The organism is Streptomyces himalayensis subsp. himalayensis (assembly GCF_013778455.1).
In the GTDB taxonomy this organism is placed as follows: domain Bacteria; phylum Actinomycetota; class Actinomycetes; order Streptomycetales; family Streptomycetaceae; genus Streptomyces; species Streptomyces himalayensis.
Genome location: NZ_JACEHE010000015.1, coordinates 1 through 13,188, shown reverse-complemented (window position 1 = coordinate 13,188; position 13,188 = coordinate 1). Strand labels below are relative to the sequence as shown.

Below are 13,188 nucleotides of genomic sequence, written 5' to 3'. Positions count from 1 at the left end.
CCACTGCCGGGACCACGCTGCCCGCGGCTCGGGGCCCCGCGGCGGCCTGCTGCCGCGTCCTTGGACGCCCGACGGCCGGTGCCATGGTCCGGGCAGCGGTGCCGGGGTTCACGGTCGGGGCGCTGCTGCCGTGCGCCCCGAACACGCATCAGCGAGGTCACACTGCCGTCACGTGAGGTAGCCGAGGTTGGTCATCATGCCGGACTCGGAGTGGTACTGGTTGTGGCAGTGGAGCATCCACAGGCCCGGGTTGTCCGCGTCGAAGTCCATGACCAGCTTGCGGTGCGGCAGCACCGGGGCCGTGTCCTTGCGCGCGCCGATCGAGTCGATGCCGGCCAGGGCGAAGGTGTGGCCGTGCAGATGGATCGGGTGCCACATGTCGGTGGCGTTGATGACCGTGAGCCGGATCCGGTCGCCGAAGCGGATCGGGTGGCGCTGGCTCAAGCGGTAGGGAGTGTGGTCGAAGGACCAGTTGAACTTCCGCATGTTCCCGGTCAGCCGAAGGCGCATCTCGTGGTCCGGTTCGCGCCGGGAGAGGGCCACGGACTCGTCCGGCACCAGGCGTCTGGCCGGCACCAGCTTCCCGTTCAGCTCCGAGGGGCGCACGCCGTACTTCGGAGCGGTCCCGCCGCCGGTGCGCAGGATGGCCAGCGCCGCGTCCTTCTTGCCCTCGGCGAGTGCGACCAGAGGGAACACCCCGTCCTTGGCCGTGACGCACACGTCGTACCGCTCGGCCATGCCGATCAGCAGTGCGTCCGTCTTCGTATGCCGGACCGGGTAGCCGTCCGTGTGGGTCACGGTCATGTCGTGGCCGCCGAGGGACACCCGGAAGGCCGTCTCTCCTCCGGCGTTGATGATCCGCAGCCGGATGCGGTCGCCGGGGCGCGCCCGGAACTCCGAAGGCGCCGTCGGCAGGCGTCCGTTGATCAGGTAGAAGGGGTAGTTCACGGTGCCGCCCATGCCGTGCAGCAGCCTGCTGTGGCTCCCTTTGAGGATGCGGGAGGGCCCGGAGGACTTCTTGCCGTCCGAGGATCCATGGCCGGAGTGGCTGCCACCCTCCTCGCCCATGTCCATGCCGCCGCCCAGCTCGGCGAGCACACCGTCCGGAGTGGAGCCGTCCACGCCGTCCAGCCAGTCGTCCAGGACGACGACCCACTCCTTGTCGTAGGACAAGGGTTCCTTGGGGTCCTCGACGATCAGTGGCGCGTACAGGCCCCGGTCCAGTTGCATGCCCGAGTGCGAGTGCAGCCAGTACGTGCCCGAGTGCTCGACTGCGAAGCGATAGAGGAAGTCCTCACCGGGCTTGATCGGGCGCTGGGTGAGGTCCGGGGCGCCGTCCATGTCGCAGCGCAGGCGAATGCCGTGCGAGTGCAGCGTCGTCGATTCGGGCAGGTGGTTGGCGAGGGAGATCTCAAGGATGTCGCCGGCGGTGACCCGGACCTCCTTGCCGGGCAGCGCATCGCCGTACGCCCACGACCTGACGGTTCGGCCGCCCAGGTCGATGGGCGTCGGGGTAGCCGTGAGGTCGAACTTGCGGACGGGTCCGGATCCGCGCTTCTTCTCGGCGGCCAGGACCTCGGGCCCGCTCGGCTCCACGTATCCCTTGGGTCCTTTGGGGACGAAGGGCTCGATGACCTGTCCGCCGGGGCCGAGACCGCCGTCCGGGGTGCGTGAGCCGGAACGGGGGCGGGAGCCCGAGTCGGAACATGCGGCCAGGAGGCCCGAGCCGGCGACCGCAATCGATGCACCGAGCACGGTGCGCCGCGTGTGTGTACGCATGACTGGATAACACCTATTCGTGGGGGTGCGTATGAGGTGCGTATGAGCAGTGGAGGACAGGCGCGTCTGCTGCTTCCCCTGCATCGCCCGGACGCGGCGCGGAGGCGCGGCCGCTTTGTACGCGGACGGGGTACGGCGAAGCAGCCGATACGCCGGCCTGGATGCGCAGCACCGACAGACGGGAGACGAGGGCCCGGCGTGATGGCGGTTCAGGCCGCGGCGTGCGTGGCAGCCGCGTGCCCGGTGCCGCCCGCAAGAGCAGGCCCGGAGAGGGGACGCGGCGCCCCGGCCGTCAGCAGCAGGAGCGTGACGCTCCCAGCGTGGCCGTGCATATGGAGAGCGGGGCTCTGCTCGGGATCATGAAGGCGGGCACGCGCGCGTGGCCTCGCGCACCGCGCTCGCCCGGCCGCGCGTGCGGCAGTGCACCGTCAGGCGTACGAATCGTCGAGCGGCCGGAGAAAGCGCCGCGGGCCGCGTCGCACGGCAGCAGCAACGGCATCAGCCGCTGGGCTGCTGTCGTACGCGCGCGTGGCGCACTGCTCCCGGTCGTCATGAGCCGCACACTATCCCCGCCCCGCGGCCACGGCCCGTCGGCCTACGCCGACCGGGCCGATTTTGGGCTGATCTTGGCAGTGGTGCACCCGGACAGCACCGCGCCCGCCCCCAGGACGGGGCGGGGCCGGTGAAGCGCCGGCCGGGAGCCGGGCGGCGCGGGCCGGTAGCCATACGCAACGTCTGCGTCCGGCCGACCAGGAAGCGCGTCCCTCCTCAGGACCGCGCCTTCGCGCCCCGCTCCGTCAGCATGTTCGTCATCAGGTCGATCTCCGACTCCTGCGCATCGACCATGCCCTGCGCAAGCCGCTTCTCCACGCCGACCGCGCACTTCTCCACACAGCCCTCCGCCATGTGGATACCGCCCTGGTGATGGGTGACCATCAACTGCAGGTAGAACACCTCGGCCTGGTCGCCGCTGAGCGTTTCCAGCTTCTTCAGCTCGGAGTCGGTCGCCATGCCCGGCATCAGCGCACCGTCCCCGCCCGAGGCCATGTCGCCCATGCCCATCCAGGTCATCGGCGGGTCGGCCGAGACCTTGGGCAGCTCCCACAGGTCCAGCCAGCCCAGGAGCATTCCGCGCTGATTGGCCTGCGTCTGCGCGATGTCGTACGCGAGCCGCCGCACCTCCTCGTCGTCGGTGCGGTCGCGCACGATGTACGACATCTCGACGGCCTGCTGGTGGTGGACGGCCATGTCCCGGGCGAAGCCCGCGTCCGCGGATTCCGCAGTCGGGGTCGCGGGACCGGCCGAGTCCCCGTCGGTGACCGCGTAGGTGATGGCCCCGCCCGCGAGGAGTACCGCCGCCGCGGTGCCGGCGATCCAGCCCGCGCGCCTGGCGGGGCGGGCGGGCGTCGCCGGACAGTCCGGGCGGGCGCGCGTGGCGGTATCCGCCGGGCTCACTGGGAGAGGCCGCCGGTGCAGGCGGCACCCGGCTCGGGCGTCTGCTTGCCCTGGACGTACGTCTCGAAGAACGTGTCCAGGTTCGGGTCGCTGGCCCCGGTCACCGTACGCTGCTTGCCCCAGGCGCTCAGCATGATCGGGTCCTGCTGGTCCTCGACCGGGCTCATCAGCGTGTACGGGGTCTTCTTGACCTTCTCCTCGAGCGCCTTCACATCCGCCTCGGAGGCCTTGCTGTTGTACGTCACCCAGACCGCACCGTGCTCCAGCGAGTGCACGGCGTTCTCGTTCTTGACCGCCTTGGTGTAGACGTCGCCGTTGCAGTTCATCCACACCTGGTTGTGGTCGCCGCCCACCGGCGGTGTCATCGGGTAGTCCACGGCCGTGGCGACGTGGTTCTGGGACAGCTTTTCGCTCCAGGTCTTCACGCCGTCCTTGTCCGTCGTGAAGTGACCCGCGCTCTTGGAGTCGCTCGCTGTACCGCCCTTGTCCTCGGACTGGGAGTTCACGAGGACGACACCGCCGACGACGAGACCGGCGACGACCACGACGCTGGCGGCGATGGTGAGCGCGCGATTGCGGCGTTCGCGGGCACGCTCGGTGCGCCGCATCTCCTCTATTCGTGCCTTGCGCGTGGCGGTGCTGCTGTTGTTGGCGGAACCCATGGGTCGAGTCCTTCGGGGGAAAGGGACGATCGGGCCCGCTGATCGTAAGGGGGCCGAACGGCGGCGTGGGTGGTCGGGGCACAGGAAAGGCCGGATCGATACGCAGCCTGATACTCCGACGAATAATTTGAGAGACCGAGCAGGCGGCCGTTACGGATGTCGGTCCGAGCAGGCAAGATGGGCGGCAGAGCAGTACCCCTGCCGTACACGAGGCGTTCAGACGGAGGTCGGCCGACCGATCAAGGTCCGCAACGCACGTGAAATGGTGTTGTGGTGGGATGCTCATGTGCCCTGGTGTCCCCGAGCGCGGGAGCAGGCGGCCTGACCAGCAAGGATGGGTGGAAGCGGAAGATGGACAAGCAGCAGGAATTCGTGCTCCGGACCCTGGAGGAGCGCGACATCCGGTTCGTACGCCTGTGGTTCACGGATGTGCTGGGCTTCCTGAAGTCGGTGGCCGTGGCACCGGCCGAGCTGGAGGGCGCCTTCGACGAGGGCATCGGCTTCGACGGCTCCGCGATCGAGGGCTTCGCCCGTGTATACGAGTCGGACATGATCGCCAAGCCGGACCCCTCGACCTTCCAGGTCCTGCCGTGGCGCGCGGAGGCCCCGGGCACCGCCCGTATGTTCTGCGACATTCTCATGCCGGACGGCTCCCCGTCCTTCGCGGACCCGCGCTACGTACTGAAGAGGGCCCTGGCCAAGGCCTCCGACCTGGGCTTCACCTTCTACACGCACCCCGAGATCGAGTTCTTCCTGCTGAAGGACAAGCCGGTGGACGGCTCGCGCCCCACGCCGGCCGACAACTCGGGCTACTTCGACCACACCCCTCAGAACGTGGGCATGGACTTCCGCCGCCAGGCGATCACGATGCTCGAGTCGATGGGCATCTCGGTCGAGTTCTCGCACCACGAGGGCGCGCCGGGCCAGCAGGAGATCGACCTGCGGTACGCGGACGCGCTGTCGACGGCCGACAACATCATGACGTTCCGGCTGGTCATGAAGCAGGTCGCGCTGGAGCAGGGCGTGCAGGCGACCTTCATGCCCAAGCCCTTCAGTGAGCACCCGGGCTCGGGCATGCACACGCACCTGTCGCTCTTCGAGGGCGACCGCAACGCGTTCTACGAGTCGGGCTCCGAGTACCAGCTCTCCAAGGTCGGCCGCTCCTTCATCGCGGGCCTGCTGCGGCACGCGGCGGAGACCTCCGCGGTCACCAACCAGTGGGTCAACTCCTACAAGCGCATCTGGGGCGGCTCGGAGCGCACCGCGGGCGCCGGCGGCGAGGCCCCCTCGTACATCTGCTGGGGCCACAACAACCGCTCCGCGCTCGTCCGCGTCCCGATGTACAAGCCCGGCAAGACCGGCTCGGCCCGCATCGAGGTCCGCTCCCTGGACTCCGGCACCAACCCGTACCTGGCCTACGCGGTGCTCCTCGCGGCCGGCCTCAAGGGCATCGAGGAGGGCTACGAGCTCCCGGCGGGCGCCGAGGACGACGTCTGGGCGCTGTCCAACTCCGAGCGCCGCGCGCTCGGCATCGAACCGCTGCCGCAGAACCTCGGCGAGGCCCTCGCGCTGATGGAGCGCAGCGACCTGGTCGCCGAGACCCTCGGCGAGCACGTCTTCGACTTCTTCCTGCGCAACAAGAAGCAGGAGTGGGAGGAGTACCGCAGCGAGGTCACGGCGTTCGAGCTGCGGAAGAACCTGCCGGTGCTGTAACCGCAGGTCAGCCTGGGTATCCCGCGAGAACGGCACGCAGGGCCGACGGTCGCGAACCGTCGGCCCTGCGGCATCTCACTGGCCCTGGGCCGTCTCTGGGCCGTCCGGCGCCGAATCGGTGCCCTCATACTTGCCGACCACAGCCCTTCGGGTCCGCCCGTCGCTGCTCGGCATGAGGTGCGTGTAGACCCGGAGCGTGAACCCCGGATCACTGTGTCCGAGGTACTGGCTCAGTGCCTTGATGTTCTCTCCGGCGTCCAGCAGGACCGAGGCGTAGAAGTGCCTCAGCGCATGCATGCCGTGCTCGCGGGCGGCCTGGTGTCGGTCGCCCGGCTTCGGCTCGGGGATCACCCCGGCAGCCACCAGGGCGGGCTTCCAGACGCGAGTGTTGAAGTCGGTCCGGCGGACGGCGCCCCCGCCATCGGGGCAGCGGGAGAGGTGGCGTGCGGGCCGGGCAACGAGGCCGGGCAGAAAGGGCCGACACGACCGAGGCGCCGTACCGCCATCGTCACGGATGCGAGAGCGTGAGCGGACCAACGCCAAGGAATGGGCCGAGGGGGAGCAGCTGCTGCCGCGCAGTGGCTGAGCCCGTCGTGGGCGCTCCGCTAGGTGCACCGCCGTTAAGACGTTGTCTCACATGGTCATGCGGAGTGGCGGAGACCAGCGTCTCGGGTGGAAGTTGCCTTGTGCCACGGGCGACTACTGGCAGACTTCTCGGGTGTTTCCTTCGCGCCCGTTCGCCTTGTCTGGCCCGCGCGTTCGTCTGGAGCCGCTGTCCCTTGAGCACGCCGAAGGGTTGTGGGCCGTGGCGGACGACGAGGTCTTCGCAAAGCTGCCGTACGACCGTCCGCCGACGGTGCACGCCATGTGTGAGTGGATCCATACTGCGCTGAGTCGTGGGGCGGTGCGGCTGCCTTTTGTGGTGGTTGTTGGCCAGGAGGTGGCTGGGACCACGTCGTACTGGTATCCGGATCCGGTGCGTCGGCAGGTGGAGATCGGATCCACGTGGCTGGGACGGGCCTGGTGGGGTGCGGGAATCAACCGGGAGGCGAAGCGCCTCCTGCTGGAGCATGCCTTCACCGAGCTGGCCTGCGAGAAGGTGATGTTCCGCACAGACCCTGAGAACATCCGATCTCAGCAGGCACTGGAACGTTTGGGGGCGGTGCGGGACGGACTGGTCCGTCGTGACTGGCCGCGCCGGGACGGGACATGGCGCGACAGCGTCTACTACTCGGTCCTGCGCAACGAGTGGGCAGGTCCATAAGCCTGTCCGATCCGCGGGCCAGCGTAATGGGCCATGATCACTCTCGCCAAAGCAGCTCCAGCCCAAGCCGCTCCGCCGACCTTCGCCTCGGACAGGCTCAATCGCCTCGGATCCGGGCGTGCAGATGCATGTCGTGTCGGCCGTCGTCATGCACGGCGGCGCTGCGCTTGGTGCCTTCCAGGAGGTAGCCGGACTTTGTGGCGACCCTGCATGAGGCATGGTTGCGCGTCGAGTGGTCCAGCTGCAGACGGTGGAAGCCGATCTCGTCCAGGGCCCAGGCAGTGAGCGCCGACAGGGCGCGCGAGGCGACACCGGCGCCGCGGGCGGCCGGGAGCACCCAGTAGCCGACGCCGGCGATGCCGTCGTCGAAGTCCAGGCCGCCCAGCGCAATCCGGCCGAGCACCTCGCCGCCGTCGCGGGTGGTGATCGCCCAGTGGCCGCCCTTCTCGCGTTGCCAATCCTGGCGGTATTCGTCGAACCACTCCCGGACCTGGGTCTCGGTGGCGGGCCGACGCGTGTGCCAGCGGCGGGTCTCGTCGTCCTGGTAAGCGGAGAGGAATGCTGGTGCGTCGGCTGGTTCCCAGGGGCGAAGCAGCAGGTTTCCGGTGGCGGGAAGCACGGGTTGCGGGGAGTCGGCGAGGAAGCCGGAGAGAATGACGGGCGGCGTCGACAGAGCGCGAGTCATGGACCATGATCGCCCGACGATGGCCACACACGTCAAGGTCGCAGACGCAGCTCCTCACCAGGTGACCGGTCCGTCGACCCTGGGCCGAGCAGGGTCGGTGTGGGAAGAATCACGCCGACATTTGCGAGCGCGGGAGGAGGCCATGTGTGCCCCTACGTGCCCGATCGGACGGCCAAAGGCGGGGAGCAGCGGGGAATCTCGGCGAGCCTCCCAGGAACGCGCAGGTCAGCGTCTTGCCAGGTCAGGCGCCACCCGGTTACCCGATCTTCCAAACTGGCGCTCTTGGCCCGGCTGCTTCGACGCTTGGCTGAGTCTTTGAGCGAACCCTAGACTCCGGACTGTGCCCGCCCTCCGAGACAAGCTCAAGCACGCCTTCTGGTCCATAGATCGGATGCTCGGCGGACAGCAGCCACCGACTCGATCCCAGCGCTTCTCCGCTCGCCATCCAATCGGCATCGGTGTGTGCACCGGGGTACCGATCCCGATCCTCAGCGCGGCGGCCACACTCGGGGATCATGGATCGTTGGGTGAGGTGTTGATCGCGGGAGGCTTGGGCGCAGCTCTGGGGACTGTCTTCGGGTTGACGGCCCTGGGGGAGCGCTACAGGCAGCGCCGTCTCCAACGTCTGGGCCTCTGGAGCGCTCCCTCCAGCGATCGTCCAGGCGGCGGCTAGACGACTCCGGAGGCATTGCAGTACAGCAGCGAAGTACAGCAACCGTGGCAACCGCAGGCGAGCGCCCCGACGCTGACAACCGTTGACGGCTCAGCCGCAGGTCACAGCGTTGATCGGTTAGGCGACCGCAGGTCAGAGACCCGGCGTGTCACTTCTGGGCGATCAGTTGGTGACGCATCGGTAATGGGTGGTCAGCCGTCCTTCATCGTCCAGGACGTGGAAGGCGAGCGCGGGAGGCTGATCCAGGTCGACGTAATCCTGAGGGTTGGCGCGGCGCTCCCAGGGAAGGCGGAGCGTGGAGACGACGCCCGGTGCCACCAGCAGCGGGCGCCCGGCAAACGTGGTGGCCGCGGCTGTGTGGGCATGCCCGCACAGGAAGGCCACGAGGTTGGGGTGGCGGTCGGCGAGCGCGGCCAACCGCTCCTCCCCGAACTGGCGGATCCCGTCGATGAAGGGCTCGTGCAGCAGGGCCGGGGGATGGTGGAAGCCGACCAGGACGGGCATCGTTCCCGGGGTTTGGGCCAGAACGCCCTCCAGCCACGTGAGCGTCTCGTCCTCCAGGTAGCCCTCGTGCTTGTCCGGTACCGAGGAGTCGCACAGCGCGATGACGACATCGGCGGCGCGGTGCACCTGATTGACCGGTGCCGCCGACCCCGGTTGCCCCAGCAGGTGTTGACGGAACGCGCCACGGTCGTCGTGGTTGCCGGGGCAGACCAGCATCGGGTGCCGGGAGACCAGCAGTTTGCGAGCCTGCTCGTACTCGGCGGGCAGGGCGTGGTCGGCGATGTCACCGGTGACCAGGACGGCACCCAGGTCGTAGGGGAGGTCGTCGAGGTGATCCATGACAGTTCGGGTGCGGTCGATGCTGCGTTGCCCGTCGTCGATATGGATGTCGCTGAGGTGAGCGATCACGACCACTGTCGGGACTCCTTCTTCGCTTCGTTTACTCGGCCATGAACCTACGGGGCCAACTGGCTATGGAGACGGACTGTCACTCGATGGCACCGCGCGCCGCCTCGCCCAGGACCTCGCCCATGTACCTGGCGTCGGATTCGCTGGTGCGCCAGTTGCTGAACGCGGCTCGCAGCGCCGGCCTGCCCGAGGGAACTTACAAGGCACGGGTCGGCGACCCAGGCCCGCCGCGTGCCACGGTCGTGCCACAACAGGCAGTCAACCACGGTCAATGGTGGTTCGTAGCGGCCGAGATGCCCCACCGGCGCGGTACCGCGCCGTAGCCGAGGTGACCTGGGCGACGGCTCATAGATCACCACCAGGCTTACAAGGCCGTGGTCGTCCGACGCACCATAGGCGCACCAGATGGAGCGGGGAACAGCGGGGAATCACGGTGACAGCGAGGTAGCCCGCCAAGGCCGCGAGCCGATCGTTCGCCGAGGTCAGAGGCCGGATGTACCCCTGGATCATCGCAGCTTCCCAAGCTGAGAGCGCGAGCGCGTTCGTAGCCTGGCCAGCGTCAACGTTGCCAGTGCTCCTCGCCTCCAGGCCCGACGATGACAGGGGAAATGCCACGTCCGATCAAGTGCCAGGACTCGAACTGCGCGTCCGGGCCGATACGCAAGCCGGCGCCGTCGCCAAAGTCGATGCTCAGGGCACCGCGGCCCTGGACATCAACAGCCGTGATCGACTGTCCGAAGAGACCGAGCACCGGGGCGAGATTTACCCCCGAGCCCGGCTCCAACTCGTGCCATTCACCGCCCGCGTCTCGGAGCAGAAACGGTGTTTCCACGATCAACTCGGCATCCACGCCGTGTCCTCCGCCCGCAGCGGGAGCGGACAGGTTCAGCCGCACCTGGTGATCGAACGCCGTGCGCTCGACGAGGCATCCGATCAGAGCTGTGGATCCTTGACCTGTACACAAAGGCGATCCCCGTCTCTGGCGGTGCCTGGTTGCCGGAGAGCGGTACAGCAGCGAGGTTCCGTCATCGCCCGGCGGCGTCTCCCATCGGCTACGAGCGACCGCAATGACCATCACTGACTGATCTGGTAGAGCTACGGATCAGAAGGCAGCCTTGTCCTCCACGTGCCCGATCGAGTACAGCAACCGGACAGGCAGTGTCCCACGTGTCCGACTGTCCTGTTAGAGCCCTGACCTGCACGAATAGACCGGACACCCCCAAAGGGGCAGTGTCCGGTGTGTCCGGCTTGAAAGGCTGCACCACGCAGGTATCCGTGGTGCAGCCCTCTGGTACGGCGCTCAGCGGGACGGCCGGAGAGGCGGCCGGAATGCTCCCCTCCGGCAAATGCGTGGCAAAGCCGGACGTCCGGAGCGAACTCCAAACAGCAAACGCGCAGCTCAGACGCTTACGTGATCGTGAGCGCGCATCTCTCTTCTAAAGCGCCTCCGCGGTCACTCAAGGCACTAGGCAGATCGCCGTGCATCGGGCAGGTCGAGCGGCTCATGGTGATGCCACAGTAGGTGTCGGTCACCGCGGCGCAGCTCTGCGTCTCCCCATTCGAGGCGCATGACCCCGGTGCCCATGGCGCACGCGTAAGCCAGGAGAACCAGCCCGACATCGGGGTCAAGCTGGCTCAAGTCCTTGTGGAACTCCTGTTCTTGCAGCTCCTCAAGCCTAAGGTCCAACTCCCCGTGCAGGGGCTCCGGACCATGGCGGCGAATCAAATCGGCTCGGAGGCCGACCGCACGGCGAAGACGAGTCACCGTGACCGGTACGTCTCGCTTGGCGTAGCGGATCGGGTACAGCACCTGGCCGGCAACAACCATCACCGTGCGCGCTGGTCCCGCACTCGCTCTTTCCGTCCGTCGCCCGTCCAGGGCCGTCCGAGGTGTGGCGGTGCCATGGCGGTGGAGCGGCTGAGGCGCGACCTCTGCCGCGGTGGTACACGTTGTGTACCATGGGGTTATGGCTCTTAAGCGCACCAACGTCTACGCCGACGACAGCGACCTTGCTCTGATCAAGGATGCCGCCGCCCGTCTGGGTGTCCCGGAAGCCGAGATAATCCGTGAGGGCATCCATCGCATTGCCCTGGCCCATCGCGTCTGGAACGAGCCGTTCGTCAGTGACGAGGAGACGTTCGACCTGGGCGGACCTTAACCGGCGACGAGATCCGTGCAGCAGTCATTGAAGGCCATGAGGCACGGGAACGCGGGAACAGGGGGCATGCGGCGTGATCGCTGTCGCCGACACGTCCGGACTCCTCACCCTCTTCAACCGTTCCGATCCCGACCACCACACCGCAAGGAAAGCCGCGGACCAGTGCGGGTTCCTCGTCGCAACGCCCTTGGCCCTGACCGAGGTGCATCAGGTGGCCACCAGCCGCGCCGGGCGCGCCGCGGCCGATGGAATCCTCCGCTCGCTCACGGCTCGTGTTCGGCAGATGCGTCTGGTCCTGGCCTCGATGACGCCGGAGATCCTTGATGCCGCTCTTTCCGTACGGGCGCGGTATGCATCGCTTGACCTTGACCTTGACCTGGTGGACGCGGTGAACGTCGCTCTCGCCGCCGAGTACGACACGGATGCTGTCCTGACCCGGGACATCCGCGACTTCCGGACCGCCCGTCCGCTGGGCGGCAGACACACCCACTTCCGGATCCTGCCCGACGATCTCTAGCTCCTCGGGACGGCGTGTCCGTCCGTCCGGACGGTCTCAGATCGCATCGCGCAGCGGTCGCGTCTCCCGTACCCGGTACTCCTGGATCGCCCAGCCGTTGCCGTCCGGGTCCTTGAAGTACATGAAAGTGGCGCCGTCGCTCGGGGCGTAGGTGACCGGGGCGGTGACCTCTAGGCCGCGTTCGACCAGCTCGGCGTGGGCCGCCTTGATGTCGGATACGCACAGCTGGAGGCCCTGGTACGAGCCGGGGGCGGGCGTCGGGCCGTCCATCGTGTTCCAGAGGCCGTCACTCAGTGCGATCGAGCAGCCGGAGCCGGGCGGGGTGAGCTGGACGATGCGCAGGCCCGGCATGACCTCCTCGTCGATGTCGACCGTGAAGCCGAGCTTGTCCCGGTAGAAGTCCCGTGACCGGTCGACGTCGCTGACGGGCAGGGGGATCACTTCGAGCGTGTATTCCATGCGGGTTCTCCTGGTCGGGGAAGATCGGTGGACGGAACAGGGGGGTCTTCGCCCCGGCAGTATGTGGAGTCGCGGTCCTTGACGTCAGCGGAACCGCCAGCGGGTCTGGTTGAACCGTTCGCCCTTGCCGAATCCGAAAGCCGTGCGCGGAGCCACTCGGAAGACCGGGGCGCGGCCCGGACCGTGGTGAAAGTACCCGTCCCGCACCTCGAAGTGCCAGATGCTGCCGTACTTGCGCTCCCAGGCCTCCGCGAGCCGGCGCAGCCGGGCGTCGTCGCTCACGCGGACCGCCTCGCCCTCGACCACCAGGTCGTGGCCGGCGTTCCAGGTGTTGGTGCCCGTGGTCAGGACCACCTGCGGGTTCTGCTCCAGGTTTCTCGCCTTGCGCTCCTCTGGGCCGGTGCAGAAATGCAGCGCGCCGTCGAGCCACACCGCGAGCAGCGGCGACGGGGGTCCCCCCATGCCGTTCAGGCTATGGGGGAGTGCGGGCGCCCGTCCGGGCGTACGGTCGAAAGCCAGAAGAGCTCCGCCGTCGTGAGCATCGCCTCCGCATCGGACCATTCGGCCGCCGTGGCCTCGGCATCGCTGTAGCGTGCGTCGAGCTCGGCGCGAGGTTCCTTGTGGGATTCGTTGCGGGCTCCTGTACGGGTTGCGTCGGGTGGTTCCTTCTGCGGCATGTTCCGGCCTCCTCCTCGATGGTGGCTGCGGAGTACAGACCGCGCAGCGGGAACGGAACTCATCGGTTCCCGTGTTCCCGCCGAAGGCGCGCGCGAGGGCTTCAGCTTCAGCCCTGGGGGGTCGCATCCTCGTGGTGGCGGCGCGGAGCGCCGCGGTATCGCTGGTGCCTTCTCGGCCGCGAAGCGGCCGGGTGTTCTGCTCTGTCTTACGGAGCCTGTGCTGCATACAGGCA

The 13,188-nt window shown here is 68.1% G+C and carries 12 protein-coding genes and 2 pseudogenes; 4 read left to right on the top strand and 10 right to left on the bottom strand.

What is annotated here, in order from left to right; genetic code table 11:
- Positions 1 to 168 precede the first annotated feature (168 nt).
- The 3 genes from H1D24_RS23500 to H1D24_RS23490 form a co-directional block, all read right to left on the bottom strand.
- Entirely contained in the window at positions 169 to 1,779 is a 1,611-nt protein-coding gene (locus tag H1D24_RS23500) for a multicopper oxidase family protein (RefSeq protein WP_181659650.1), read from the bottom strand.
- A gap of 768 nt (positions 1,780 to 2,547) precedes the next feature.
- Positions 2,548 to 3,153 (bottom strand): DUF305 domain-containing protein, encoded by a 606-nt coding sequence (locus H1D24_RS23495; RefSeq protein ID WP_181659837.1) that lies wholly within the window; start codon positions 3,151 to 3,153, stop codon positions 2,548 to 2,550.
- Positions 3,154 to 3,230: 77 nt separating this feature from the next.
- On the bottom strand, positions 3,231 to 3,896 hold the full coding sequence (locus H1D24_RS23490) for a thioredoxin-like domain-containing protein (RefSeq protein ID WP_181659649.1): 666 nt from the start codon (positions 3,894 to 3,896) through the stop codon (positions 3,231 to 3,233).
- A 351-nt stretch (positions 3,897 to 4,247) separates the two neighbouring features.
- On the opposite strand from H1D24_RS23490, the gene glnA2 reads away from it, so the two are divergent.
- Positions 4,248 to 5,609 (top strand): gamma-glutamylpolyamine synthetase GlnA2, encoded by a 1,362-nt coding sequence (glnA2, locus tag H1D24_RS23485; RefSeq protein ID WP_181659648.1) that lies wholly within the window; start codon positions 4,248 to 4,250, stop codon positions 5,607 to 5,609.
- 75 nt (positions 5,610 to 5,684) lie between these two features.
- Here glnA2 and H1D24_RS23480 read toward each other — a convergent pair.
- Positions 5,685 to 6,029: pseudogene (locus H1D24_RS23480) on the bottom strand (tyrosine-type recombinase/integrase); the annotation flags it as partial.
- Between the two features lie 217 nt (positions 6,030 to 6,246).
- On the opposite strand from H1D24_RS23480, the gene H1D24_RS23475 reads away from it, so the two are divergent.
- On the top strand, positions 6,247 to 6,873 hold the full coding sequence (locus H1D24_RS23475) for a GNAT family N-acetyltransferase (protein ID WP_181659647.1): 627 nt from the start codon (positions 6,247 to 6,249) through the stop codon (positions 6,871 to 6,873).
- Positions 6,874 to 6,970: 97 nt separating this feature from the next.
- Here H1D24_RS23475 and H1D24_RS23470 read toward each other — a convergent pair whose 3' ends face one another.
- From H1D24_RS23470 to H1D24_RS23455, 4 genes are all read right to left on the bottom strand, one after another.
- Positions 6,971 to 7,558: a GNAT family N-acetyltransferase gene (locus tag H1D24_RS23470; protein ID WP_181659646.1), complete on the bottom strand. Its 588-nt coding sequence runs from the start codon at positions 7,556 to 7,558 to the stop codon at positions 6,971 to 6,973.
- 835 nt (positions 7,559 to 8,393) lie between these two features.
- Positions 8,394 to 9,149 carry a metallophosphoesterase gene (locus H1D24_RS23465; RefSeq protein WP_181659645.1) on the bottom strand — a complete coding sequence of 252 codons (756 nt, stop codon included), beginning with the start codon at positions 9,147 to 9,149 and terminating at the stop codon, positions 8,394 to 8,396.
- Positions 9,150 to 9,702: 553 nt separating this feature from the next.
- The gene (locus tag H1D24_RS23460; RefSeq protein WP_220137141.1) at positions 9,703 to 10,218 is read right to left on the bottom strand and encodes a DUF6188 family protein; all 516 of its coding nucleotides are present in this window, start codon (positions 10,216 to 10,218) and stop codon (positions 9,703 to 9,705) included.
- A gap of 390 nt (positions 10,219 to 10,608) precedes the next feature.
- Positions 10,609 to 10,974, bottom strand: coding sequence for a hypothetical protein (locus H1D24_RS23455; RefSeq protein WP_181659644.1), 366 nt, complete (start codon positions 10,972 to 10,974; stop codon positions 10,609 to 10,611).
- Between the two features lie 136 nt (positions 10,975 to 11,110).
- Between H1D24_RS23455 and H1D24_RS23450 the strand changes: the two genes are divergently transcribed.
- On the top strand, positions 11,111 to 11,302 hold the full coding sequence (locus H1D24_RS23450) for a ribbon-helix-helix domain-containing protein (protein ID WP_181659643.1): 192 nt from the start codon (positions 11,111 to 11,113) through the stop codon (positions 11,300 to 11,302).
- 73 nt (positions 11,303 to 11,375) lie between these two features.
- Positions 11,376 to 11,819: a PIN domain-containing protein gene (locus H1D24_RS23445; protein WP_181659642.1), complete on the top strand. Its 444-nt coding sequence runs from the start codon at positions 11,376 to 11,378 to the stop codon at positions 11,817 to 11,819.
- Between the two features lie 36 nt (positions 11,820 to 11,855).
- Here the strand turns inward: H1D24_RS23445 and H1D24_RS23440 are convergent, their stop codons facing one another.
- Positions 11,856 to 12,278 carry a VOC family protein gene (locus H1D24_RS23440; RefSeq protein ID WP_181659641.1) on the bottom strand — a complete coding sequence of 141 codons (423 nt, stop codon included), beginning with the start codon at positions 12,276 to 12,278 and terminating at the stop codon, positions 11,856 to 11,858.
- Positions 12,279 to 12,362: 84 nt separating this feature from the next.
- Positions 12,363 to 12,955 (bottom strand): annotated as a pseudogene (locus H1D24_RS23435) (pyridoxamine 5'-phosphate oxidase family protein).
- Positions 12,956 to 13,188: the final 233 nt, after the last annotated feature.

Excerpts from the sequence above, each read along its gene's own strand:
- H1D24_RS23450 (WP_181659643.1), top strand. The coding sequence starts at position 11,111 with ATGGCTCTTAAGCGCACCAACGTCTACGCCGACGACAGCGACCTTGCT.
- H1D24_RS23475 (WP_181659647.1), top strand. The coding sequence starts at position 6,247 with ATGGTCATGCGGAGTGGCGGAGACCAGCGTCTCGGGTGGAAGTTGCCT.
- H1D24_RS23440 (WP_181659641.1), bottom strand. The coding sequence starts at position 12,278 with ATGGAATACACGCTCGAAGTGATCCCCCTGCCCGTCAGCGACGTCGAC.
- H1D24_RS23470 (WP_181659646.1), bottom strand. The coding sequence starts at position 7,558 with ATGACTCGCGCTCTGTCGACGCCGCCCGTCATTCTCTCCGGCTTCCTC.
- H1D24_RS23460 (WP_220137141.1), bottom strand. The coding sequence starts at position 10,218 with ATGGTCATTGCGGTCGCTCGTAGCCGATGGGAGACGCCGCCGGGCGAT.
- H1D24_RS23490 (WP_181659649.1), bottom strand. The coding sequence starts at position 3,896 with ATGGGTTCCGCCAACAACAGCAGCACCGCCACGCGCAAGGCACGAATA.
- H1D24_RS23500 (WP_181659650.1), bottom strand. The coding sequence starts at position 1,779 with ATGCGTACACACACGCGGCGCACCGTGCTCGGTGCATCGATTGCGGTC.
- glnA2 (WP_181659648.1), top strand. The coding sequence starts at position 4,248 with ATGGACAAGCAGCAGGAATTCGTGCTCCGGACCCTGGAGGAGCGCGAC.